General features: G+C 68.7%; 15 protein-coding genes. 5 read left to right on the top strand and 10 right to left on the bottom strand.

The window, feature by feature from the left end; genetic code table 11:
* Window positions 1-53 precede the first annotated feature (53 nt).
* The gene (ispG, locus tag AC3QL3_RS14670; protein WP_492894839.1) at window positions 54-1313 is read right to left on the bottom strand and encodes a flavodoxin-dependent (E)-4-hydroxy-3-methylbut-2-enyl-diphosphate synthase; all 1260 of its coding nucleotides are present in this window, start codon (window positions 1311-1313) and stop codon (window positions 54-56) included.
* A 365-nt stretch (window positions 1314-1678) separates the two neighbouring features.
* Between ispG and AC3QL3_RS14675 the strand changes: the two genes are divergently transcribed.
* Window positions 1679-2677, top strand: a complete 999-nt coding sequence (locus AC3QL3_RS14675; protein ID WP_492894840.1) for a peptidoglycan-binding protein — start codon at window positions 1679-1681, stop codon at window positions 2675-2677.
* A 74-nt stretch (window positions 2678-2751) separates the two neighbouring features.
* Here the strand turns inward: AC3QL3_RS14675 and AC3QL3_RS14680 are convergent, their stop codons facing one another.
* Window positions 2752-4431 carry a cyclic-di-GMP receptor FimW-related protein gene (locus AC3QL3_RS14680; RefSeq protein WP_492894841.1) on the bottom strand — a complete coding sequence of 560 codons (1680 nt, stop codon included), beginning with the start codon at window positions 4429-4431 and terminating at the stop codon, window positions 2752-2754.
* Between the two features lie 59 nt (window positions 4432-4490).
* Between AC3QL3_RS14680 and AC3QL3_RS14685 the strand changes: the two genes are divergently transcribed.
* Window positions 4491-5912, top strand: a complete 1422-nt coding sequence (locus AC3QL3_RS14685) for a phospholipase D-like domain-containing protein (RefSeq protein WP_492894842.1) — start codon at window positions 4491-4493, stop codon at window positions 5910-5912.
* 39 nt (window positions 5913-5951) lie between these two features.
* Complete coding sequence (gene xseA, locus AC3QL3_RS14690; protein WP_492894843.1) at window positions 5952-7331, top strand: exodeoxyribonuclease VII large subunit; 1380 nt, start codon at window positions 5952-5954, stop codon at window positions 7329-7331.
* A 7-nt stretch (window positions 7332-7338) separates the two neighbouring features.
* Here the strand turns inward: xseA and AC3QL3_RS14695 are convergent, their stop codons facing one another.
* The 5 genes from AC3QL3_RS14695 to AC3QL3_RS14715 form a co-directional block, all read right to left on the bottom strand.
* A complete protein-coding gene (locus tag AC3QL3_RS14695) occupies window positions 7339-7797 on the bottom strand; it encodes a DUF1249 domain-containing protein (protein ID WP_492894844.1) in 459 nt (152 codons plus the stop codon).
* A gap of 306 nt (window positions 7798-8103) precedes the next feature.
* Window positions 8104-8919: a posphoenolpyruvate synthetase regulatory kinase/phosphorylase PpsR gene (gene ppsR / locus AC3QL3_RS14700; RefSeq protein ID WP_492894845.1), complete on the bottom strand. Its 816-nt coding sequence runs from the start codon at window positions 8917-8919 to the stop codon at window positions 8104-8106.
* 181 nt (window positions 8920-9100) lie between these two features.
* Window positions 9101-11671: an LVIVD repeat-containing protein gene (locus tag AC3QL3_RS14705; protein ID WP_492894846.1), complete on the bottom strand. Its 2571-nt coding sequence runs from the start codon at window positions 11669-11671 to the stop codon at window positions 9101-9103.
* A 132-nt stretch (window positions 11672-11803) separates the two neighbouring features.
* Window positions 11804-13819 (bottom strand): LVIVD repeat-containing protein, encoded by a 2016-nt coding sequence (locus AC3QL3_RS14710; protein WP_492894847.1) that lies wholly within the window; start codon window positions 13817-13819, stop codon window positions 11804-11806.
* Window positions 13820-14070: 251 nt separating this feature from the next.
* On the bottom strand, window positions 14071-16416 hold the full coding sequence (locus AC3QL3_RS14715) for a winged helix-turn-helix domain-containing protein (protein ID WP_492894848.1): 2346 nt from the start codon (window positions 16414-16416) through the stop codon (window positions 14071-14073).
* Window positions 16417-16532: 116 nt separating this feature from the next.
* Between AC3QL3_RS14715 and ppsA the strand changes: the two genes are divergently transcribed.
* Window positions 16533-18920, top strand: a complete 2388-nt coding sequence (gene ppsA, locus AC3QL3_RS14720; RefSeq protein WP_492894849.1) for a phosphoenolpyruvate synthase — start codon at window positions 16533-16535, stop codon at window positions 18918-18920.
* Window positions 18921-18992: 72 nt separating this feature from the next.
* Window positions 18993-19922, top strand: a complete 930-nt coding sequence (locus AC3QL3_RS14725; protein ID WP_492894850.1) for a CHAD domain-containing protein — start codon at window positions 18993-18995, stop codon at window positions 19920-19922.
* Here the strand turns inward: AC3QL3_RS14725 and AC3QL3_RS14730 are convergent.
* The 3 genes from AC3QL3_RS14730 to dksA form a co-directional block, all read right to left on the bottom strand.
* The gene (locus AC3QL3_RS14730) at window positions 19915-20853 is read right to left on the bottom strand and encodes an isopenicillin N synthase family dioxygenase (protein ID WP_492894851.1); all 939 of its coding nucleotides are present in this window, start codon (window positions 20851-20853) and stop codon (window positions 19915-19917) included. The genes AC3QL3_RS14725 and AC3QL3_RS14730 overlap by 8 nt on opposite strands.
* Window positions 20854-20857: 4 nt before the next feature.
* Complete coding sequence (gene glmM / locus AC3QL3_RS14735) at window positions 20858-22213, bottom strand: phosphoglucosamine mutase (RefSeq protein ID WP_492894852.1); 1356 nt, start codon at window positions 22211-22213, stop codon at window positions 20858-20860.
* A 125-nt stretch (window positions 22214-22338) separates the two neighbouring features.
* Window positions 22339-23259 carry an RNA polymerase-binding protein DksA gene (gene dksA, locus AC3QL3_RS14740; protein ID WP_492894853.1) on the bottom strand — a complete coding sequence of 307 codons (921 nt, stop codon included), beginning with the start codon at window positions 23257-23259 and terminating at the stop codon, window positions 22339-22341.
* Window positions 23260-23360 lie beyond the last annotated feature (101 nt).

A 23360-nucleotide genomic window follows, 5' to 3' on the forward strand; every position in this document is an offset into this window, starting at 1 on the left:
GCCCGAGAAAGCTTACGAAAAGGCCACGCCGATCCCGTTCAGACCGGCCACGTTCAGGCCGAAGCGCGCGCGGCGTAGCGCCGCGCCACGTAGTCCTCGATCACCTGAACGAACTCGAGCGCGATGCCGTCGCCGCGCAGCGTCATCGCCTTTTGCCCGTCGATGAACACCGGCGCGGCCGGCGCTTCGCCGGTGCCGGGCAGTGAGATGCCGATGTCGGCGTGCTTGGATTCGCCAGGTCCGTTGACGACGCAGCCCATCACCGCCAGGGTCAGGTTCTCCACCCCGTCGTAGCGCAGGCGCCATTCCGGCATCTTCGCGCGCACGTGGTCCTGCACCGTCTTCGCCAGTTCCTGGAACAGCGTGCTGGTGGTGCGGCCGCAGCCGGGACAGGCGGTGACCAGCGGCGTGAACGCGCGCAGGCCCATCGTCTGCAACAGCTCCTGCGCGACGATCACCTCGCGCGTGCGCGACTCGCCCGGCTCCGGCGTCAGCGAAATGCGGATGGTGTCGCCGATGCCTTCCTGCAGCAGCACCGCCAGCGCGGCGGACGAAGCGACGATGCCCTTCGAGCCGATGCCGGCCTCGGTCAGGCCGAGGTGCAGGGCGTAGTCGCAGCGCGCGGCCAAGTCGCGATAGACCGCGATCAGCTCCTGCACGCCGGAAACCTTGCACGACAGCACGATGCGCTCGCGCGCCAGGCCGAGTTCCTCGGCGCGCGCGGCCGAATCGAGCGCCGAGCGGATCAGCGCCTCGCGGCCGACGCGCGCGGCGTCCCAGGGCTCGGCGCGCGCGTGGTTCTCGTCCATCAGGGCGACCACCATGCTCTGGTCGAGCGAGCCCCAGTTGGCACCGATGCGCACCGGCTTGTCGTAACGCAGGGCGGCCTCGATGATCGCGGCGAATTGAGTGTCCTTCTTCTTGCCGAAGCCGACGTTGCCGGGATTGATGCGGTACTTCGCCAAGGCTTCGGCGCAAGCCGGCTCGCGTTCGAGCAGCTGGTGGCCGTTGTAGTGGAAGTCGCCGATCAACGGCGCCGCCACGCCCATCATGTCGAGCCGGTCGCGGATGCGCGGCACCGCCGCGGCGGCTTCGGGCGTGTTGACCGTGATGCGCACCAATTCCGAACCGGCGCGCGCCAGCTCGGCCACCTGCTTCGCCGTGCCGGCGACGTCGGCGGTGTCGGTATTGGTCATCGACTGCACCACGATCGGCGCCGGCGCGCCGACCGTGGTCGCGCCAATACGCACCGGTACGCTGGCGCGCCGCATCGAGCCGGTCGGCCGCAAGCCTGCACTGTCTGAATCGGTCATGCTTTCGTTCTAACGCGCCGGCGCGAGGCGCGGCGGGACGCCGATTATACGGGCGGCGCGCAACCGCCTCGATGACAAGACCGCCGCGCGCGGGCGCGTCGAGCGACCCGTCGACGAAATTACCGATCCGTTACCGCACCGTTATCGCCGCAGGATGGGCGGCTGGCTAGACTGCGCGCCGCTCGAACCCCCGGCGACAGCCCGCTGCGCAGCGATTTAGCGGACGGTCTGGTATAGTCGCGCCCCCGCGGGGGCGGACTTTTCGGGGCTTATCTGGCAGGCGACGCAGCGATTGATCCGCGGCGCCGCCGCGCGTGCCCGCCGCTGGCGTAAACCTCTACCTGGAGCAAGCAATGGAGAAGCACATGAATTCGGTGAAGATGGCCGGCCTGTTCGGCCTCGCCACCCTGCTGGCCGGTTGCGCCACCGGACCGCAGATGGGCGGTGGCAAGAACAATCCGGTGACCGGCGCCGCCGGCGGCTCGTCGACCGTCAACCGCAGCACCCAGCTCGAGCATTGCGATCGCCCGCTCGGCACCGCCGCGGTCGAAGAAGACACCTCGCAACAGTGGTACATCATCCTGACCTCGCAGTACCAGCTGCCGGCCACCACGCCGCTGCTGCGCCTGATGATCCAGCAGAGCAACTGCTTCGTGATCGTCGATCGCGGCCGTGCGATGGGTTCGATGATGGCCGAGCGCGACCTGGCCAAGTCGGGCGAGCTGCGTAACCGCAGCAACATGGGCGCCGGCCAGATGGTCGCGGCCGACTACATCATCACCCCGACCATCCAGTTCTCGCAGGAAACCGGCGGCGGCGGCCTCGGCGCGATCGCCGGCCACTTCAGCCCGCTGGCCGGCGCCATCGCCGGCAGCATGAAGACCTCGGAAGCCTCGACCGTGCTGATGCTGACCGACACGCGTTCGGGCGTGCAGGTCTCGGCCGCTCAGGGCAGCGCGCGCAACACCGACTTCGGCTTCGGCGGCGTGCTCGCCGGCGGCGCCGCAGCGGCCGGCGCCGGTGCCTATGCGCGCACCCCGCAGGGTAAAGTGATCGCCAGCGCGTTCATGGATTCGTTCAACCAGATGGTCGTTGCGCTGCGTTCGTACGCGCCGCAGCGCACCGCCGGCGGCCTCGGCACCGGCGGCGAACTGAAGGTCGACGGCGCCAGCAATGCGGGTTCGTCCGGCATGTCGGTCAGCGACGCGCAGCGTCGCCTGAAGGAGCTGGGTCTGTACGCCGGCAAGGCGGACGGCATTTCCGGTCCGGGCACCAGCGGCGCGATCCGCAAGTTCCAGCAGATCCGCGGCTTGCCGGTGACCGGCCAGCTCGACGATCCGACCGCGGCCGCGCTGCGCCAGTAAGCGCTTCGCGATCCGATGCAATCAGCGGCGCCGGGAGCGATCCCGGCGCCGTTTTCGTTTTCGAGGTCGCCGCTTCAGCTCGGTTCGAGCGCGTTCGAGGCCGGCTCCGCCGCGGACGCGAACTCCTGCGCCGCCAAGGCGTAGCGGCGATACGCCGCCGCGTCTTCGCGCAGTTCCAGCCCGCTCACGCGCTCGCTGCGCGGCGCCGCCGGTGGACCCTGCTCGTCGGTCGGCAGGATGCAGTCGACCTCGGTCGCCTCGCGCGGCAGTTCGGTCGACGCCAACAGCGCGACATAGCCGGCCTCGACGCCGCCGGCGCTCGGCGCCAGCAGCATCCCGCGCAACGGCGCCTGCTCGCGCGCACCGGCCAGACGGATACCGATCGGCAACGCGCGCCGCGCCAGCAACTCGACCCCGGCATCGACCGCGCCGTGCTGGTCGATGCGCAGCCAACGCACGACGCCGATCAGCCAATCCTGCGGCGATTCGCCGTCCGCCTCCGGCAGCGCCAGACCGACCAGTTCGCCGACGCGCACGCGCGCGCTCTGCGCGGCGGCGTCCTGCCACAACAGGCGGTAGCCGCCCAGGCTCTGGTCGAGCACGCGCACCGGCACGCGCGCGACGCGCGCGGCCAGCGCCAGGCTGCGCGCGCCCTGCTCGCTCTCGGCCGCCTCGCCGCGCGCGCGGCGCAGGAAGCGCGCGAACTCTTCGCCGCCGGCCAACACGTAGTGCAGGTCGTGCAGACCGAGCACGCTGTCGAGCGTGTAACCGCCGCCGAGTCGCGCGTGGCCGCGTGCGGCGTGCGCGCCGAGATCGGCGACGAAGCGGCGCGCGAGCGCGTTGTCCAGCGTCAGCGCTCCGCCGCCACGTTGGCGGAACGCGGTCGCGCGCGCGAACGCCGGCGTGCGCGCGAACTGTTCCTCGATGAAGACGAACGCGCGATCGAGGTGCAGACGAATCGCGCCGCGGCCGCCGCGCTCCTCGGCGACGTAGCCGGGGCCGCGGTCGGAATCGGTCTCGACCGGCACGTCGTGCGCGCCGTCGCCGCGCGGACGCAATTCGGCATACGCCGCCAACAGACGCGCGAATGCGGCCGCGTCGGCTTGCTCGCGTTGCGTGTAACGGTAGGGATTGGTCAACGCCAGCAGCAGCGCTTCCAAATAGATCGTGCGCGCATTGACGCCTTCGATGTCGCGATCGTCGAGGCGCGCATCGGCAGCGAAGCGGTGCACATCGTGCAAAGCCTGCCACACCCCCGGCGGCGGCGCGCGATAGAGCAGATAGGCGCGCGTCAGATGAGCGTGGCCGTGTTGCAAGGCGCGCAGCGCCGCCAGCGCGACGGTGCGGCTGCGCATGAAGCCGACCGCGCCGGCCGGCGCGCACAACTCGACCAAGGCGATGCGATAACCGAGCGCGAGTTCGTCTTGCGCGGCGAGCGCGAACTCGCCCAGTTCCGCCTTCGAGGCCGGCAGCGGAAAACTCGCGCCGGCGATCTGCTGATCGGCCGTCGCAGCCAGCTGCAACAAGGTCGGACGCAGCGCTTCGAGCGCCTCCAGCCGCGCCGCGACGTCGACGCGCTGGCGATTGAGCCGGCGCACGCCATCGAGCACTTGATTCGCGGCGGCGCCGAAATTGGCCAGCGGCAGCGCTTCGATCCAGGTACGCAGCGCGCGTGTTTCGACCGCGAACGCGCCGGCGGCTGCCGGCGCACGTGGCGGCAAGGCCGCACTCAGTCGCTGATAGGATTCGCTCAAGCGCCGTCCTCCTTTTCGCCACGAAGTATAGAGCGGCCGGCTGCGGCTACACTGCGACGATGGCCTCCGCCCCACTGTTCACGCACACCAAATCGTCCAGTCTGCGTCTGCTCGCCGAGCAGGCATTCAGCCGCGCCGCCGGCGCGCCCCTGGTCGACGGCAATGCGGTCGATCTGCAAATCGACATCCGCGCCACCTTCGACGCCTGGCTCGCCGCGATCCGCACCGCGCGCGCCACCATCTTGTTCGAAAACTACATCTTCCGCGACGATGCGGTCGGACGCGAATTCCTCGCCGCGCTGAGCGAACGCGCGCAAGCCGGCGTACGCGTGTGCGTGCTGCGCGATTGGCTCGGCTGCCTGGGCCAATCGCGCGCGAGTTTCTGGAAACCACTGTTGGCCGCCGGCGGTGAAGTGCGCGTGTACAACCGGCCGCGCTTCAGCAGCCCGCTCGGCTGGCTCTCGCGCGATCATCGCAAACTGCTGGTGATCGACAACGAGGTCGGTTTCCTCGGCGGCGTCTGCATCAGTGCGAAGTGGCTCGGCGATCCGGCGCGCGGAATCGAACCCTGGCGCGATACCGCCGTCGCGATCCGCGGCCCGGCGCTGGCCGATCTGGTGCGTGCGTTCGCCGACAACTGGGCCCAACTCGGCCAGCCGTTGCCGGACGAAGCCATCGCGCGCAGCACGACCTGTCTCGACGCCGGCAACGTCGACCTGCGCGTGGTCGCGACGGTGCCCAATATTGCCGGGCTGTATCGGCTCGACCAGCTGATCGCCGGCATGGCGCGCACCAATCTGTGGCTGGCCGACGCTTACTTCGTCGGCGTCGCGCCGTACGTGCAGGCGCTGATCGCGGCGGCGCGCGACGGCGTCGACGTGCGCTTGTTGGTGCCGGGCACCAGCGACGTGCCGGCGGTCGGCGCGCTCTCGCGTGCCGGCTACCGGCCCTTGCTGGAAGCGGGCGTGCGCGTGTTCGAGTGGGGCGGCTCGATGATGCACGCCAAGACCGCGGTCGCCGACAGCCGTTGGGCGCGCGTCGGTTCGACCAACCTCAATCCGACCAGCTGGATCGGCAACTGCGAGATCGACGTCGCGATCGAGGACGAAGCGTTCGCGCGCGAGATGGAAGCGCAATACCGCAAGGATCTGGAGCATGCGACCGAGATCGTGCTGAAGACGTCGCGCCGGCGCGCGCGCAGCGAACGCGGCGCGGCGCGCGCGCAAGGTGGCAGCACCGGCCGCGCCGCCGCCGGCGCGTTGCGCCTGGCCAATTCGGTCGGCGCCGCGATCTCCAATCGGCGCACGCTCGGCCGCGCCGAGTCCGGCCCGCTGCTGTTCGCCGCCGCGCTGCTGCTCGGCGCGTCCGTGCTCGCGCTGGTGTGGCCGCGCCTGGTGGCGTGGCCGCTGGCCGCACTCGGCCTGTGGATCGGCGTGAGCCTGGTCGCGCAATACTTCAGCGCGCGCAAGAACAAACATTGATTTGTCATTCGCGCACCGCTGCCGTGCTCCAATACGCCGATGCCCCGCTTCGATCCGCCCCTCGATCCACCCGCCCAGCCCTCCTTCGCACGCGAGCGCGAGGTCTACACGCCGTCCGCGCTGACGCGGCTGGTGCGCGACCTGCTCGAAGACGCACTGCCCTTGATCTGGATCGAAGGTGAGATCTCCAATTTCTCGCGCCCCGCTTCCGGCCATCTGTACTTCACGCTGAAGGATTCCGGCGCGCAGGTGCGCTGCGCGATGTTCAAGCCGAAGAGCACCTGGCTGCGCTTCAAACCCGGTGACGGCCAGCGCGTGCTGGCACGCGCGCGCGTCGGCCTGTACGAGGCGCGCGGCGAATTTCAACTGATCGTCGAATCGTTGGAAGAAGCCGGCGTCGGTGCCTTGCAGCGCGCGTTCGAGGAACTGAAGGCGCGGCTCGCCGCCGAAGGCCTGTTCGACCCCGCGCACAAGCGCCCGATTCCGTCGCTGCCGCGGCGCATCGGCGTGATCACCTCGCCCACCGGTGCTGCCGTGCGCGACGTGCTCAGCGTGATCGCGCGGCGCTTTCCCTTGGCCGAGGTCGAAATTCTGCCGGTGCCGGTGCAAGGCAAGGACGCGCCGCCGGCGATCGCGGCGATGCTGGCGAGCGCGTCCAAGGCGCAGCGCCACGACGTGCTGCTGCTGACGCGCGGCGGCGGCTCGCTGGAAGACCTGTGGGCGTTCAACGACGAAGCGGTCGCGCGCGCGATCCGCGCCAGCGCGATTCCGGTGGTCAGCGCGATCGGCCACGAGATCGATTTCACCATCGCCGATTTCGCCGCCGACCTGCGCGCACCGACGCCATCAGCGGCGGCTGAGCTGCTAGTGCCGGACGCGCGCGCAATCGCACAGACCTTGCAGCGCGAACGCACGCTGTTGCAGCAGCGCATGCGGCGCGCGCTGGAGACGCGCACGCAACGGCTCGACCATCTGCTCGCGCGCGTCAACGCGCAGCGGCCGCAGGCGCGGCTCGCACGTGCGCGCGAACGCCTGCTCGCGTTGCAACGGCGTCTGTTCGAACGCGAACGCGGCAGCCGCGAGCGGCGCGCAGCGCGACTCGCCCAGCTGCACACACGCCTGTTCGCGCAGCACCCGGCCGCGCGCATCGCGCGCGAAGTGGCCGCGACACGAGTGCAGGCCGAACGTCTACAGACCGGTCTGCGCCGCGGACTGGAACGCCGTCGCGCCCGCGTCAGCGAACTCGCGCGCGCCTTGCACGCGGTCAGCCCGCTGGCCACGCTCGAGCGCGGTTATGCGATCTTGTTCGACGATTCGTCCGGCCGCGTCGTGCGTTCGGTACAGCAGGTCGGCGCGGACACCGCGCTGCGCGCGCGGCTCGCCGACGGCGAGATCGCGCTGAAGACGATCGATTCCTGACGATCGCTCAGCTGCGTTCGAGCGTGCCGATCGAATGACCCTGCTCGGCCAGGTATTCGAGCCAGCGGTTCAGGAACGAACTCATGCGCACGCGCTGCTGGAACACGTCGCGCGCCGGCGCCAGCGGACCGATCGCGCGCGCCAGACGGCGATCGGCGCGGCAGTCGAGCACCTCGGCCATGTGCGCGTCGTGGTACATGCGCAGCTGCGCCGACGGCGCCGCTTCACCGGTTTCGCTGTCGACGAAGTCGTAGGTCAGGTGCAGATCGAGCGTGTAGCGATGCCGCTCGAGCACGTCCAGACGCAGGTCGAGACCGTCGTCGAGCGAAGAACGATAGCGGCCGAGCGCCAGCGCCTGCGGCGCGAACAGGCGCGCGAGGCGATGGTAGTTTTCGGCGTACAGCCCCATCAGCCACGAAAAGCGGCTGGGCAACATGGGTGACGGGCGTTCGAGAACGGCGGACATGGCGGCGATCATAAGCAGGGGGTGGGGCAGCGAACAGTCTTATGCGCACGCCGCTGGGGCAGTAAGATAGGGTTCCTGCCGCCGTTTTCAAAAGCGCCCGCGAATCGCCGCGCAGCGCTCTCGATTCCCCGCCCTTTCGCGCCGGCACATCCGTGCTGGCGTCCCTCACACCTTCGCTCCGGCCGCAGCGCGATCAATAGTCGCGAAACACCAAGTTCCGTTTCGATTGCGGTCTCAGAGCCACTGTTGCCAGCACTAGACGACTTGCGACTGTCTCGCCCGTCGCGAGGAGAGGCTGTAGCCGCCTCAAAACATATGCTTCTCAATCCCAAGCTGCGCCAAGATCTTGCTCGCAATCTCCTCGATCGAGGTATGCGTGGTGTTCTGCACCGGAATGTTTTCGCGCCGGAACAGCTTGTCGGCGAGTTCGAGTTCGCGCCGGCATTGTTCGATCTTGGCGTAGCGGCTGCCGGGGCGGCGTGCTTCGCGCACTTGCGCCAGCCGCTGCGCGTCGATCGAGAGGCCGTACAGGCGCGGGCGGTGCGGTAGCAGGCGCTTGGGGATTTCGAGGCGCTCGAGGTCTTCTTCGGTCAGCGGATAGTTGGCCGCCTTCACGCCGTAGTGCAGCGCCATGTACAGGCAGGTCGGGGTCTTGCCGACGCGCGAGACGCCGACCAGGATCACGTCGGCATCGGCGTAGTTCACGTCGATGCCGTCGTCGTGAGTCAGCGCGTAGTTGGTCGCGTTGATGCGCGCTTCGTATTCGGTGAAGTCGGTCAGGCCGTGCGCCTTGCCCACGCGCGCGGAACGCGGCGTGCCGAGTTCGGTTTCGAGCGGGCCGATGAAGGGCGCGAACACGTCGAGCATCAGCGCGCCGCTTTCGGCGACCACGTCGCTGAGGCGCTTGTCCATGATCGTGTTGACCACGATCGGCCGCGCGCCGCTCTGCGCGTAGGTGGTCTTGATGCGCACTGCGGCGGCGCGTGCTTTTTCTTCGCTGTCGACGAACGGGATGCGGAAGGTGTCGAACTCGATCGCGTCGAACTGGGTCAGCACGCTGTGGCCGATCGTCTCGGCGGTGATGCCGGTGCCGTCGGAGACGTAGAAGATCGTGCGGCGCATGGACCCTTCCTGCGGGGAAAGGCGCAGTCTAGCGTCAGAGCCGCGCGCGAGGCGCGGGATCGCGTAGGGAGTCACGATCCCGCACCTCGCGCCGCTCCGACCGCAGACCGGACGCGCGCATTGCCGCGCCGCCCGGTCCGGCGAATCCGGCTCGCATCCGGATTCGCCGTCGGTACTTCCGCTAGCGCGCGAGCGGCGTCAGCGTCAGATCGTCGATCAACACGCGCGGCGCGGTCGGCTGGCCGTCGTAGGTCGCGTAGAGCTTGAGCTGGTCGAACTCGACGCCGCTCACGGCCAAGCTCGCGATGGCGACGTTGTCGCGGCCGCCGCCGTTGGCGATGGTGAGTTGGTCACCGCCGACCAAGGCGCCGTTGCGATAGGCGTCCAGATGCAGTTCGATGCCGCCCCACGGGCCGTTCTCGTAGTACGCGAGCTGCACGCTGACCGCGCCGGCCGCTTGCGCGAGGTCGAGCTTCGCGCGCACCAGCGCGCCGATCGAGAAGTTCTCGCCCGGAATGTAAGTGGTGCCGAACGTCAGCGCGTTCGGCGCGCTGCCGAAGTCGGGGAAGTCGCCGTGGAGCAGGTTGACGTTCTCGACGATCAACTCGTCGCCGACGTCGGCCGGCTCGAACGTGCTGCCGTCGGGGAACACGCCGCCGATGCCGTTGACCTCGCTGTAGTCGACGCCGTTGTAGCTGTAGCTCTGGCCGAGAAAACCTTCCGGCAGGTCGTCGTAGGTGCTGACGCTCGCGTTCGGTACGGCGCCGTCGAAACCGTCGGCGAAGATGCGATCGGTCGGCCCGACCGAGCCGGCCGTCCCGAATACATGCATGCCGGTGCCGTAGGCGAACGCGAACAGGCGGCCGTCGTCGGTGGCGCGCAGGCGGCGCGGCTGGATGTAGGCCATGGTGGTGGCCTGACCGAGCTGCACCGGCGAGGCCGGGTCTGCGATGTCGAATTCGAGCAGGCCTTGCGCGTCGGCGAACCAGGCGCGGTCGCCATGGATCGCGGCGGTCGGGCGCGCGGTCCAGTAGTCGATCGTATGAAGGCCGACGCGCACCGGATTGTCCGGCTGGCTCAGGTCGAGCAGATGCAGGCCGGTGCCGCAAGCGACCGCCGCCAGCGTGCCGTCGGCGTTCACATCGATGTCGTAGGCGCTCATGCCGAGCGTGTCGGTGCAGCCGTCGTTCCACGTGCGCACTTCGACCGGCGCATCGGGGTTGCTGACGTCGAACACGTGCACGCCGGCCAGCTCGTCGGCGGCGTAGACGTAATGACCGTGCGCCTGCAGTCGGTTGATGGTGACCACGCCGAGCGCACCGCGCGCGACCGGATGGGCCGGGTCGGACACGTCGACGACCTGCATCACGCCGCCGTTGGTGGCGGTACCGAGGTAGGCGAAATTGCCGCTGGCCGCGACCGCCGAGGGATAGCCGTACTCGAGCCGGCCCAGCTCCGTCGGCTGCGCCGGATCGGACAGGTCGGCGATGATCAGGCCGTAGCCCCAGGCCACCAGATACGCGCGATTGCCGTCCACCGCGAACTGTTCGAAGTCGCGCTGGTTGAGCGCCTCGGGCAGGTTCGCGTCGAAGCGACCGAGCGGCGCCAAGGTGCGGCGATCGGCGATGCCGAGGCCGTAGTTCTCCTGCAGGATCACCGCTTTGTCGCCGACGATCGCGACGTCATTGGCGACCGCGCCGCCGATCGGCGTGCCGGTGCCGACGGCGACCGGCTGCAGCGGATCGGACACGTCGATACGGGTGTAGCGGTCGGTGCTGGTCAAGAGGATGGCGCCCTGCTCCAGCACGCTGACCGATTCGGCGCCGAGCGTCGGCAAAGCCGAATGGCCGACCGTGGTCGGTGCGGTGCGATCGGAAATGTCGTGGATGTCGATGCCGGCGAAGCCGAGGCTGTAGGCGTGATCGCCGGCAACGAAACCGTCGGTCGCCGGCGGCGTGTCGATCGCGCCGAGGACAGTCGTCTGATTCGGATCGGACACGTCGAACAGGCTCAGCTTGAGCCCGTAAGCGGCCGCCAGCGGCGGCTGGATGCGGCTGCGGAACAACTCCAGCGAATCGCCGCCGCCGCAGCCGGTATTGAGCAGCGCGGGCGCGCCCGGCGTGGTCACGTCGATGACGGCGCAGGCGTGCAGCGGCTCGGCCGAGTTGGTCGTGCCGCTGGCGAAGATGCGGTTGCCGGCGACTTGGCTGCGCGCGAACGGAACCGGCGTGCGCATCAGCAAGCTGAAGCTCGGATGCAAGGGATCGGGACCGAGATCGCCGTAGTAGATGCCGTTCTCGCTGTCGAACAAGTAGAGATAGCCGTTCGCTGCGGCCAGCGTCCACAACGACTTCAAGCTCGCCGCGGCGTAGTCGCTGAATTCGTTGACCAGTTCGGGACGCACCGGATTGCGCAGCGAGTACACCGCGACGCCGCCGCTGTCGTCGCCCGCCTGCCAGCTCGCGTACAAATAGTCACCCGCGCGCGTCAGGCCGCGGATGATACCGCTGGTCGGCTGCGTGCTGGTGGTGGCGTACAGCCGCGGTGTCGGATTGGAGTAGTCCCAAGTGCTGATGATGCGTCCGCTCGGCACGTAGACGAAGTCGCCGGAGACGACCGGATCGAGCGGGCTGCCACCGGCGACCAAGGTCAGCGGCAACGGATCGGAGCCGCGCGGCGCGGCGGGAACGGACGGCGCGAACGCCACGGCGGTTGCGGCTAAAGCCAGCGCGATCAGGTTGAGCGATTTCAAGACGACGAACTCCTCCAGTTCAGAACAGCATCGGCCCACGACGGAGCCGACCCCGTCCGAACTCTGCCGCGAATGACCGCCGAACGCATTCGCGAACGATTCGGCGCCTATGCGTCGGCGATTGCGGCGGTGCTAAGGCGTTGATCCGGCCTCGAAACCGTCGCCAAAAATCGAGTCGACGGCGGGGCCGAACTCGTGCACGCCGCCGATCGAGTTGAATGCGAACAAACGGCCGTCGGCCAGCGCACGCAGGCGGAACGGATGCCATTCGCCGGTCCCGGTGACGCCGAGCAGCGCCGGGGCACTCGCATCGCTGACGTCGATCTCGTGCACGCCGGAACGATCGCCGTACCAGGCGCGATTGCCGTATGCGGCCACCGAGAATCCGCTCGAGGCGTAGTCCGATGCCTGATACACGCCGAGTTGGCGCGGCTGGGTCGGATCGCTGACATCGACCACGTGCAGGCTGTTCAGACAGGCCAGGTAGGCGTGCGTGCCGGCTTCGGCGAGATCGACGTCGTAGACCGGATGCATCTCCGGCGTAAGACCGGGACATTCCTCGTAGTGTCCGACTTCGACCGGTGCCGCCGGATTGCGCGCATCGAAGATGCGCAGACCCGCCTCTCCGACGGCATAGAGGTAGTGATCGCGCACCTGCAAGCGGTCAAAGCCATCGGCCGCGGTCGTGCTCAGCACCATCGGCGCGGCCGGATTGCTAACGTCGATGATGCGCAGGAAGCTGCCTTGAAACTGTTTGCGCGCCACGTAAACCAAGCGGTCTTCGACCGCGATCGACAGCACGCCGTTACCCACGTCGCCGCCGGGGACAGCAAAACGCCCGCGTTCGGTCGGCTGCAGCGGGTTGGAGAGATCGACGATGAACACGCCATAGCTCGCCGCGGCCAGGTAGGCGAGATCGCCCTCCACCGCAAAATCGCCGACGCGGCGAGCGGCGAGATCTTCGGGCAGGTCGGCGTCGAAGCGCGCCAGCGGCGTCAGCGTGGCCGGCTCGGCGATGCCGAGGCCGTAGTTCTGCTGCAGCAGCACCGCCTTCCCCTTGACCAAGGCGATGTCGCTGGCGGCGACCCCGCCGGGCGGCGTGACCTCGCTGCGGATCTGCGGCGTGCTCGGGGTCGAGACGTCCAGCCGCACGAAGCGGTCCGTCGCAGTAAGAACCAGCGCGCCGTCGTCGAGTGCGGTGACCGAACCGACGCCGAGCATCGAAATCGGCGAGTGCGCGGCCAGGTTGGGATTCATGCGGTCGCTGACGTCGAAAATGTCGATGCCGACGATGCCGAGAGCGTAGGCGTGATCGCCGGACAGAAAGCCGTCCACCGCCGACACCGCCTCGCTGCGTCCCAGCGGCACGGGATGGGCGGGTTCGCTGATGTCGGTCAGGGCGAGATTCTGCAAACCGAAAGTGACCGCATACGGCGGCTGCACGCGCGTGCGGTAGTAAGTCGGATAGCTGCCGCTGCCGCAGCCGTTCTCGACTCCGGCTGGTGCGCTCGGCGCGCTCAGATCGTAGATGCCGCAAAAATGAAAATTGACCGAGGCGAACGCGAGCGAACCGCTGGTGTAGAGCCAGTCGCCGTACGCATAGGCACCGTCGAAATAGAAGCCGCCGGTCGGCCACGGCGACTGCCCGAAGCTGGCCGGATGCACCGGGTCGAGCGCTAGATCGGCCCAGAACAAACCGTTTTCCTGGTCGAAGAAATACAGATACCCGTTCATCGCGGCGATCGCCCAGATGCGTTTGAACGAGGAGCTGAGGTAGTCCTCGAACTCGTTGACCAGCACCGGATGGGCAGGGTCCGCCAGCGAATACACGGCGATTCCGGCGCTCACATCGCCGGTGATCCAGCTCGCGTAGAGATAGTCCTGCCAGCGCGTGAGGCCGGTGATCTGGCCCTTAGCCGGCCGCGCGGTGGCACCGAGGTAGAGCGGCGCGGACTCGTCGGCATAGTTCCAGGTGCTGACGATACGGCCGCTCGGGATGTAGACGTAAGGCGCCGCCATCACCGGATCGCGCAACGGACCGCCGAGCGCACGCTTAAAGCTCAGAGGCGGCTGGCCGTGCAAGGCAGGGGACGCGCCTGCAAGCGGCTGAGTGCAGGCGAGCAGCGCGATGGCGAGCAAAGTTCTCATGAGCGGGTCCTGGCAAAGCCGTAGCGGCGAGCCTGGACTCTGGCGGGCAGCGGCGGCGTGCGCATTTGGCGCTCGTGTCGAAGCGATTCTGCGGCCATGCTCAAAACCTGTGAACGCCGCCGTTTACGATGCGTGGAAACTGAAAGATCGCCCTGAGCGGGTGCCGGCGTCATGCCCGCGACCGCAGGTATTCCGGGAGAATCGGCCACGCGAATTCCCGCGGACGCGGGAACGACGACCTCTCCTGGGCCTTACTTCGCCGCGACGCCGGCGTCGCGCAACGACGGCACCACGCGCTCGCGCGCCAGTGCGGAGGTGCGCTCGAACGCGCGCTGCCACTCGTCGGTGCGGCCGAGCGCGTGCAGGAGCTGCGTCTCGGCCCAGGCGGCGCGGAAATCGACCGGCGCCCAAGACGCGACGGTGCCGACCACGGCGCTGGCGCGATCGAGCTGGTTCGCCGCGATCAAGGCCGGCACCGCCGCGGCGGCGACTTCGACGCGATCGTCCGGCACGCCGAGGCGGTCGGCACGCTGATTGGCGTCGGCGAATTTCGCCAACGCCGCCTCGCGCCGGCCTTCGGCCCAGGCTTGCTCGGCCTCGGCCAGCACCGCCTGCAATTGCCGCCATTCGTTCGGATTGGCGTCGACCCAGGCGCGCAGCGCGGTGGTCTGGCCGGCCGCCTGCTCGATACGGCCGCTGCCGCGCAGTGCGCGCGTCAGCAGCAGCCAGGTCGTCAGATAGGTGTCCTGCTCGTCGGCGCGCAAGGCCGGCGTCAGCGCCGACTGCGCCAGTTCGGCGGCGAGCGCCGCATTGCCGCGCATCAGCGCGACGCGCGCGCCTTGCAGGTGCGCGATCGTGCGCACGATCAGGTCCTGCGTCGGCGAGGAGTCGCGCTCGATCCGTTCGAGCAGGCTCGACGATTCGGCCAGGCGCCCCTCCGACAGCAGCACGTGCGCGCGCGCCAGCACCAGCTGCCAACGCAGGCGTTCGTTGCCGGTGTGCGCTTCGGGCGGCCAGTTTTCGTCGCTGAGCGCGCGCGCCGCGGGCAGATCGAGCAGTTGCAGCTCGACTCCGATCATGGCGAAGCGCGCGTACACCGATTCCTCGCGCGCACCGATCTCGCGCAAGCGCGCTTCGGCTTCGCGCAACATCGGCAACGCTTGCGCGATGCGATAACGCTGCGCCGCGACCATGCCGAGGTTCATGTCGGTATGGGCGACGCCGAGCGCGTCGGCGCCGGTGCCGAACTCGACGCGTGCGCGGCCGAGCTCGGCGGTGGCGCGATCGAGATCTTCGTGTTGTGCGGCGACCGCTGCGCGGCCGGTGTAGGCGGTGGCGAGACCGATCGGATCGTCGACCCCGCGCAGCACCGTCAACGCTTCCTCGTAACTGGTGTCCGCCTCGGCGTAATTCGCCAGACGCAGCTGCGCGCCGCCGAGCAAGTTCAAAATCCGTCCGTGCAGCGAGACGTCGGCGTCCCGCGGCAGACGGTCGAGCAAGGCCAGCGCCTGCTGCTGCACCGACTCGTAGCGCCCCTCGCCCATCTCGATCTGCGCCAGCCGCATCGCCACCTCGGGCGACTGGCGCAATTCCGGCGTCGCCTGCGCGATCAGGCTGCGGGCGAGATCGAATTGATCGGCCAGGATGGCTGCCTTGGTCCGCTGCAAGAGTTCCTGCAAGGCGAGCGTGGCCGGCGCGTCGCGCGCCGGCGGCGGCTGATAGCCGAGCTTGATCAGGAGCTGGTCGGCGGCCAGGCGCCCGGCACCGAGCACGTCGTCCGCCTCGGCCTGGATCTGCATGCGCTCGCTGCCGTGGCGGGCGAGCAGGCTGACCTGCCAGCGGCCGTCGCGGAATTGGGCGCTGGGCACGACTTCGAGCGCATCGGCGAAGGCCGGCGGCGGCGTGCCCGATTGCTTGAGCAGGGTCAGCACGCTCTCGGCCGGCGCGGTGGCGAGCCCGCCGACGCGCAGGCGGCCGGCGATCAGGTCCATCAGACCCAGCCGCAGCCAGCTCCATTCGGCCGCATCCGGCGTCTGTGCCGGCATCACGTAGGCGGCGACGCGTTCAGTCTCGACGACGGCCGAGGGCTGCTGCCGATACCAGAACAGACCGCCGCCGAGCGCCGCCAGCAGCACGGCCGCCAGCACGAGCGCGCCGACGCGGCGCCGGCGCGCGGGGACGGCAGCCGGCGCTGGCGGTGCGGCGGTTGGATCGGGCAACGCCGCCGGCGCGGGCGCGGCGTCGACGCTTTCGGGCGCCGGCAACGGCGCGGCGCCCTCGTCGACCTCGACTTCGGCGGTCCAGCGGTAACCGAAACGCGGCACCGTGCGGATCGAGGACTGCTCGCCCCCGCTCTCGCCGAGCGCGCGGCGCACGCGCAGCACGGTCTGCGCCAGCAGCGTGTCGGCCACGTCGGTGCGGCCCCAGACCGCGGCGATCAGCTCGTCGCGGCCGACCGCGCGTTCGCGTTGGGCGATCAGATAGGCCAGGCAATCGAGCGCGCTGACCGGCAGCACCACCAGCTCGCCGTTGCGGCGCAGCTCGCGCGCGGCGGGATCGAGGCAGAAATCGTGGAAGCGGTAACGCGGTGCGGTCATCGGGGCAGGATAACAGCCGGGTCCGCCGGGCTTGCTTGCCCGCGCGGTCGCGAAGCCCGAAAATTGGCGGCTCGCGCAGCGCCAGCCGCGTGCCTTTTCTCTTCCGGAGCATTCCTTTGAGCGACTTGGTCCTTTGGCTCGATTCCCTGCGCATGTCCGACCTCGGCAAGGTCGGCGGCAAGAACGCCTCGCTCGGCGAAATGATCGGCAACCTCGCCCAGCTCGGCGTGTCGGTGCCGGGCGGTTTCGCGACCACCGCGCAAGCGTTCCAGGATTATCTGGAAAAGAGCGGCCTCGCCACGCGCATCCAGCAGCGCCTGGCCACGCTCGACGTCGAAAACGTCGATGCGCTGACCGTCGCCGGCCCCGAGATCCGCGGCTGGATCGTCGACACCGCGCTGCCGGCCGAACTCGATCAGGCGATCCGCGCGGCCTACGCCAAGCTGTGCAAGGACGCCGGCTCCGACGACATCGCCGTCGCGGTGCGCTCGTCGGCCACCGCCGAAGATTTGCCCGACGCCTCGTTCGCCGGCCAGCAGGAAACCTTCCTCAACGTCAGCGGCATCGAGGATGTGCTGCACAAGGTCAAGGAAGTGTTCGCCTCGCTCTACAACGACCGCGCGATCGCCTACCGCGTGCATCACGGCTTCAAGCACGAAGACGTGTTCCTGTCCGCCGGCGTGCAGCTGATGGTGCGTTCGGACGTCGGCGCCTCCGGCGTGCTGTTCACGCTCGACACCGAATCGGGCTTCCGCGACGCGGTGTTCGTCACCGGTAGCTACGGCCTCGGCGAGATGGTCGTGCAGGGCGCGGTGAATCCGGACGAGTTCTACGTCTACAAGCCCACGCTCGCGGCCGGCAAGCCGGCGATCCTGCGCCGCCAGATCGGCGCCAAGCAGCAGCGCATGGTGTATTCGTCGACGCCGGGCGAGCGCGTGAAGATCGAGGACACGCCGGCCGCGGATCGCGCCAAGTTCTGCATCGACGACGCCGACGTGCACGAGCTGTCCAAGCAGGCGCTGGTGATCGAGCAGCACTACGGCCGCCCGATGGACATCGAGTGGGCGAAGGACGGCGTCACCGGCAAGCTGTACATCGTGCAGGCGCGGCCGGAAACGGTGAAGTCGCGCGCACGTGCGACGCAGATCGAGCGCTTCCAGCTGATCAACGACGCCTCCAAGCCGCGCGCCAAGGTGCTCGCCGAAGGCCGCTCGATCGGCCAGAAGATCGGCGCCGGCAAGGCGCGCGTGATTCGCTCGATCAAGGACATGAACCGGGTCGAGCCCGGCGACGTGCTGATCGCCGACATGACCGACCCGGACTGGGAACCGGTGATGAAACGCGCCGCGGCGATCGTGACCAATCGCGGCGGCCGCACCTGCCACGCCGCGATCATCGCGCGCGAGCTGGGCGTGCCGGCGATCGTCGGCACCGGCAACGCGCTCGACGCGATCGCCGACGGCACCGAAGTGACGATTTCCTGCGCCGAGGGCGACACCGGTTTCGTCTATGAAGGCAAGCTCGAATTCGAGCGTGTCACCGCCGACCTCGAAGCGATGCCGCCGGCGCCGCTGAAGATCATGATGAACGTCGCCAACCCCGAGCGCGCGTTCGACTTCGCCATGCTGCCCAATGCCGGCGTCGGCCTGGCGCGCTTGGAAATGATCATCGCCAGCCACATCGCGGTGCATCCCAAAGCGCTGCTCGAATACGACCAGCAGGACGCCGAGACCAAGCGCCAGATCGACGAGCGCAGCGCCGGCTACGCCAGCCCGGTCGATTTCTACGTCGATCGTCTGGCCGAAGGCATCGCGACCATCACCGCCGCGTTCGCGCCCAATCCGGTCATCGTGCGCTTGTCCGACTTCAAGTCGAACGAGTACGCCAACCTGATCGGCGGCAAGCGCTACGAGCCGCACGAAGAGAATCCGATGATCGGCTTCCGCGGCGCCAGCCGCTACGTCGATCCGAGCTTCGAAGCCGCGTTCGCGCTCGAATGCCGCGCTATGAAGAAGGTGCGCGAGACGATGGGCCTCGCCAACGCCTGGGTCATGATTCCGTTCGTGCGCACGCTGGAAGAGGGCCGCAAGGTCATCGAGGTGCTGAAGAAGAACGGGCTCGAGCAGGGTAAGGATGGGTTGAAAGTCATCATGATGTGCGAGGTGCCGTCGAATGCGCTGTTGGCGGACGAATTCCTCGACATCTTCGACGGCTATTCGATCGGCTCGAACGATCTGACCCAGCTCACGCTCGGCCTCGACCGCGATTCCGCGATCGTCGCCAGCCTGTTCGACGAACGCAATCCGGCGGTGAAGAAGATGCTGTCGATGGCGATCTCGACCGCGAAGAAAAAGGGCAAGTACATCGGCATTTGCGGCCAGGGCCCGAGCGACCATCCCGATCTGGCCGAATGGCTGATGGAGCAAGGGATCGAATCGGTGTCGCTGAACCCCGACACCGTGGTCGACACCTGGCTCGCGCTGGCGAAGAAGAAAGCCGGCTGAGGCATGACAATCGGCGCCGCTGCGTAGCGGCGCCGCGTTCGGGAGCCGTCGCGCTGCTATGCTCGCGAGATCATGGCAGCAGCCAGCGGTCAGATGGACCCGAGCGACAGCGCCGCGGAAGCCGCATCCTTTCCGTCCGTGGGGGCGCGCTTACGGAGCTACGCCGCCGCCGAGCTCGCCCGCGCGATCGCCTGCCTCGGCTGGCGCGGATCGCGTTTCCATACCGGCGTGCATCAGGCGCGCAAATCGCTGCGGCGCACGCGCGCGACGCTCGCGCTCGGCGGCCGCGCGCTCGACCCCGGCGCGGCGCTGATCGATCGCGAGCTGCGCCGCGTCAATACGCGGCTTTCGAAACTGCGCGACACGCACGCGCTGATCGACACGCTCGATCATCTCTTGCGTAAACGCAGCGACGATCCGGCCGCCGCCCCGGTGCTGCGCCGCGTGCGGCGCATCGCGGCGCGCTCACGCGCCGAGCGCGCGCGCGACACGCTCGCGGCCGACCCGCAGCTGCGCGACCGGCGCGCCTTGCTGACGGTGCTGCACGCCGCGCTATCGGCGCTGCCATGGGAGACGCTCGACGTCGAAGCGGTGCAGCTGTCGCTGGATGCGAGCGCCGCGCGCGTCGAGCAAGGCGGCACGCAGGCGCGCGCCAGCGGCAGCGACGACGACTGGCACCGCTGGCGCCGACGCGCACGCCGGTTGTCGCAGCAGCTGCGTGCGCTCGGCGATTCGCAGCCGGCAGCGCAGATCGAGGAGCAGGCTAAGCGCTTGGCGGTGCTGCTCGGCGAAGCGCAGGACTACTCCCTGCTGCGCGAACACTGCGGCAAGCGTTCGGGCTTCAGCCCGGCCGATAGAGCCGTCTTGCGCGAATTGAGTGAGCGCGGCATGGCGCATTTGCGCGAGCGCATCGCGAAGCTGCTGGCGCAAGCGCCGACCACGATGGACGAATCGGCGGCGGATCGGAGCGAGCGCGCAGCCGCGCCCGACGTGCTCAGATGAGTTTGATCTCGCGCAAGCGTTCCTGCAGGTACTCGTGCGCGGTGATCGGCTGCGGATAGCGGCTGGGATGCTCGGCGTCGACGCAGGACGGCAGCACGTCGATCAGGAAATCCGGATTGGGATGCAGGAAGAACGGCACCGAGTAGCGCGGCTGGCGCGCGGCTTCGCCCGGCGGATTGACCACGCGATGGGTGGTCGACGGATAAACGTGGTTGGTCAGGCGCTGCAGCATGTCGCCGATGTTGACCACGATGGTGTCGGCGTCGGCGGTGAACGGCACCCACTCGCCCGAATGCGAACGCACTTCCAGTCCCTGCGCGCTGGCGCCGACCAGGAGCGTGATCAGGTTGATGTCTTCGTGCGCGCCGGCGCGCACGTTCGGGATCTCGGGCGCGGTGATCGGCGGGTAATGAATCGGGCGCAGGATCGAATTGCCGAAGTTGGTCTTGTCGTCGAAGTAGTTCTCGGGCAGCTCGATGTGCAGCGCGAGCGCGCGCAACACGCGCGTGCCGAGCGCGTCGAGCGCCTCGAACAGACCGTAGCCGTAGTCGCGAAAGCCCGGCACTTCGTCCGGCCACAGATTCGGCGCCATCACCGCGCTGTACTTCGAATCGCGCGGAATCTCGCGGCCGACGTGCCAGAATTCTTTCAGATCCGGATACTTCGAATCCTTCGCCGTTTCGACCCCGAACGGCGTGTAGCCGCGCGCGCCGCCGCCGCCCCTGACGTGGTACTTCCGCTTGGTTTCGTCCGGCAGCGCGAAGAAGCGCTTGAACGCGTCGTAGGCGCCGTCGATCAGATCCTGCGCGATGCCGTGGCCGCGAATGCCGGCGAAGCCCCATTCGCGATAGGCCGCACCAAGTTCGGCCACGAAGGCGCTGCGGTCGCTGGCGTAGCGACCGATGTCGAGAGTCGGGATGCGTGCGGTCATGGCGTCAGGCCGGACTGTGCGATGCGGCCGATCTTACGGTGTCGGCGAGTTCCTCGGCGAGCCGCGCGACCACGGCCGGATCGCCCGCCTCGACCGTCACGCGCACCAAGGGTTCGGTGCCGGACGGCCGCAACACGACTCTTCCCTGCCCTTCCAATTCGGCGCGCACGCGTTCCAGCACGCGCTGCACCTCGGGCTGCGCGACCAGCGCTGCGGCGCCGCCGGTGACGCGGATGTTCAAGGTGGTCTGCGCGACCTTGGCGCAGCCGGCCACCGCTTCGTCGAGGCGACGCCCCGTGCGTACCAGGACGTCGAGTACTTGCAGCGCGCTGACGATGGCATCGCCGCTGCTGGCGCGGTCGAGCGTCAGGATGTGCCCCGAAGTCTCGCCGCCGAGCACGCCGCCGTGCTGCTTGAGCTGCTGCAGCACGTAGCGGTCGCCGACGTTCGCGCGCAGGAACGGCACGCCGAGCGCGCGCATCGAGCGCTCCAGGCCGTAGTTGCTCATCAGCGTGCCGACCAAGGGTCCGCGCAGGCGGCCGCTGGCGTGCCAGTCGGTGGCGAGTACGTACAAGAGTTCGTCGCCGTCGACCAGGGCGCCGTGGCGATCGATCATCTGCACGCGATCGCCGTCGCCGTCGAAGGCGATGCCGAGATCGGCGCCGGCGGCGAGCACCGCGCGCGCCAGCGCCTGCGGATGGGTCGAGCCGACGTCGCGGTTGATGTTGAGGCCGTCGGGTTGCACGCCGATCGACTGCACCTTGGCGCCGAGTTCGGAGAACACCGCCGGTGCGATCTGATAGGTCGCGCCGTGTGCGCAATCGAGCACGATCGAGAGGCCGTGCAGATCGAGCGCGGCCGGCACGGTCGATTTGCAGAACTCGGTGTAGCGCGAAGCGGCGTCGCGCACGCGCACGACCTTGCCGATCGCGGCCGAATCGACCGTGGTGAACGGCGCTTCGAGCTCGGCTTCGATCGCCTGCTCGAGCGCGTCGTCGAGCTTCTCGCCCTGAGCGGAGAAGAACTTGATGCCGTTGTCGTGGTGCGGATTGTGCGAGGCGCTGATGACGATGCCGGCGCTCGCTCGCAACGATCGCGTCAGATAGGCCACCGCGGGTGTCGGCATCGGGCCGAGCAGGCCGACGCCGGCGCCGGCGGCGACCAGGCCGGCTTCGAGCGCCGATTCGAACATGTAGCCGGACACGCGCGTGTCCTTGCCGATCACCACGTTGACCGCGCCGCCGGCGCGCGTCGCCAGCACACTGCCGACGGCGCGTCCGAGCTTGAGCATGAATTCAGCGGTGATCGGCCACTCGCCGACGTGGCCGCGGATGCCGTCGGTGCCGAAGTAGCGCTTCATGGAAGCCGGGATTGGGGATTTGGGATTCGGGATTCGTTAAAGGCGTAGAGCTGGCAATGCATCGCAGGCGCGCGTTGCGCCGCCTTGCCCAATCCCCAATCCCCAATCCCCAATCCCGGCTCCACTCAATCGCCCATCTGCTTCTGGCGATGCTCCCAACGCTCCTGCGCGTCGAGGCTCAGCGTCGCGATCGGGCGCGCTTCGAGACGATCGATGCCGATTTCCTCGTCGGTTTCCTCGCAGAAACCGTAGCGGCCTTCCTCGATGCGCTTGAGCGCCTTGTCGATCTTCGCGATCAGCTTGCGGTAGCGGTCGCGCGTGCGCAGTTCGAGCGAGTTCTCGGTCTCGCGCGTGGCGCGCTCGGCTTCGTCGCCGACGTCGCGCACTTCGTCGCGCAGGCTTTCGATCGTCTGCCGACTCTCCTCGACCAGCTCTTCGCGCCACTTCGACAGCTTGCTGCGGAAATACTGCAGCTGGCGCGGGCTCATGTACTCTTCTTTCGCGTTCGGCTTGTAACCGGCCGGCAACTCGATGTTCACCGTGGTCGGCAGCGCGTAGCGGCCGTCCTGCATGGTCACGCCGTTGTCCGACGGCGGCGGCGGCGGAGTCGCGCGCGCCTTGGCGCCTTTTGCTGCGGTATTGGATTCTGGCTTATTGATACTGGTAGTCACGAATTTCTCGGGTACTGCTTTGCTGGTGGACGGTTTCGACGGTGCCGGCGGCGGCGCGGCGGCCGCTTTCGGTTTCACCGCCGGCGGGGCCGGCTTGACGACCTTGGCCGGCTTCGCCGGCGCCGCCTTCTTGGCGACAGTCTTCTTGACGACCTTGGGGGTGGACTTCGTCGCAGGTTTGCGCGTCGCAGCGGCCTTGAGCGGCTTGGCGGCGGGCTTCGGGGCCGGCTTCGCCTTCGCCACCGGCTTCTTCGCGCCCGCCTTCGAAGCCGGCTCGCGCGCCGTGCTGGCGGCCGCTCGCGCCACCTGCTTGCCCTTCGCAGGCGCCTTCGCGACCTTCGTGCGAGCGACCGGTTTTGCTTTGCTCTTCGCCATTCCTAAGCCCATCTTGTGACTCGGCGGTCGCGTGTTATAGCCTAGTTCCCTACCCCCGGCAACCGCCCCAAAACCCCATGCGGCGACGCGCGATCCGGCGC

Source organism: Dokdonella sp. GW821-FHT11D02 (assembly GCF_058808595.1).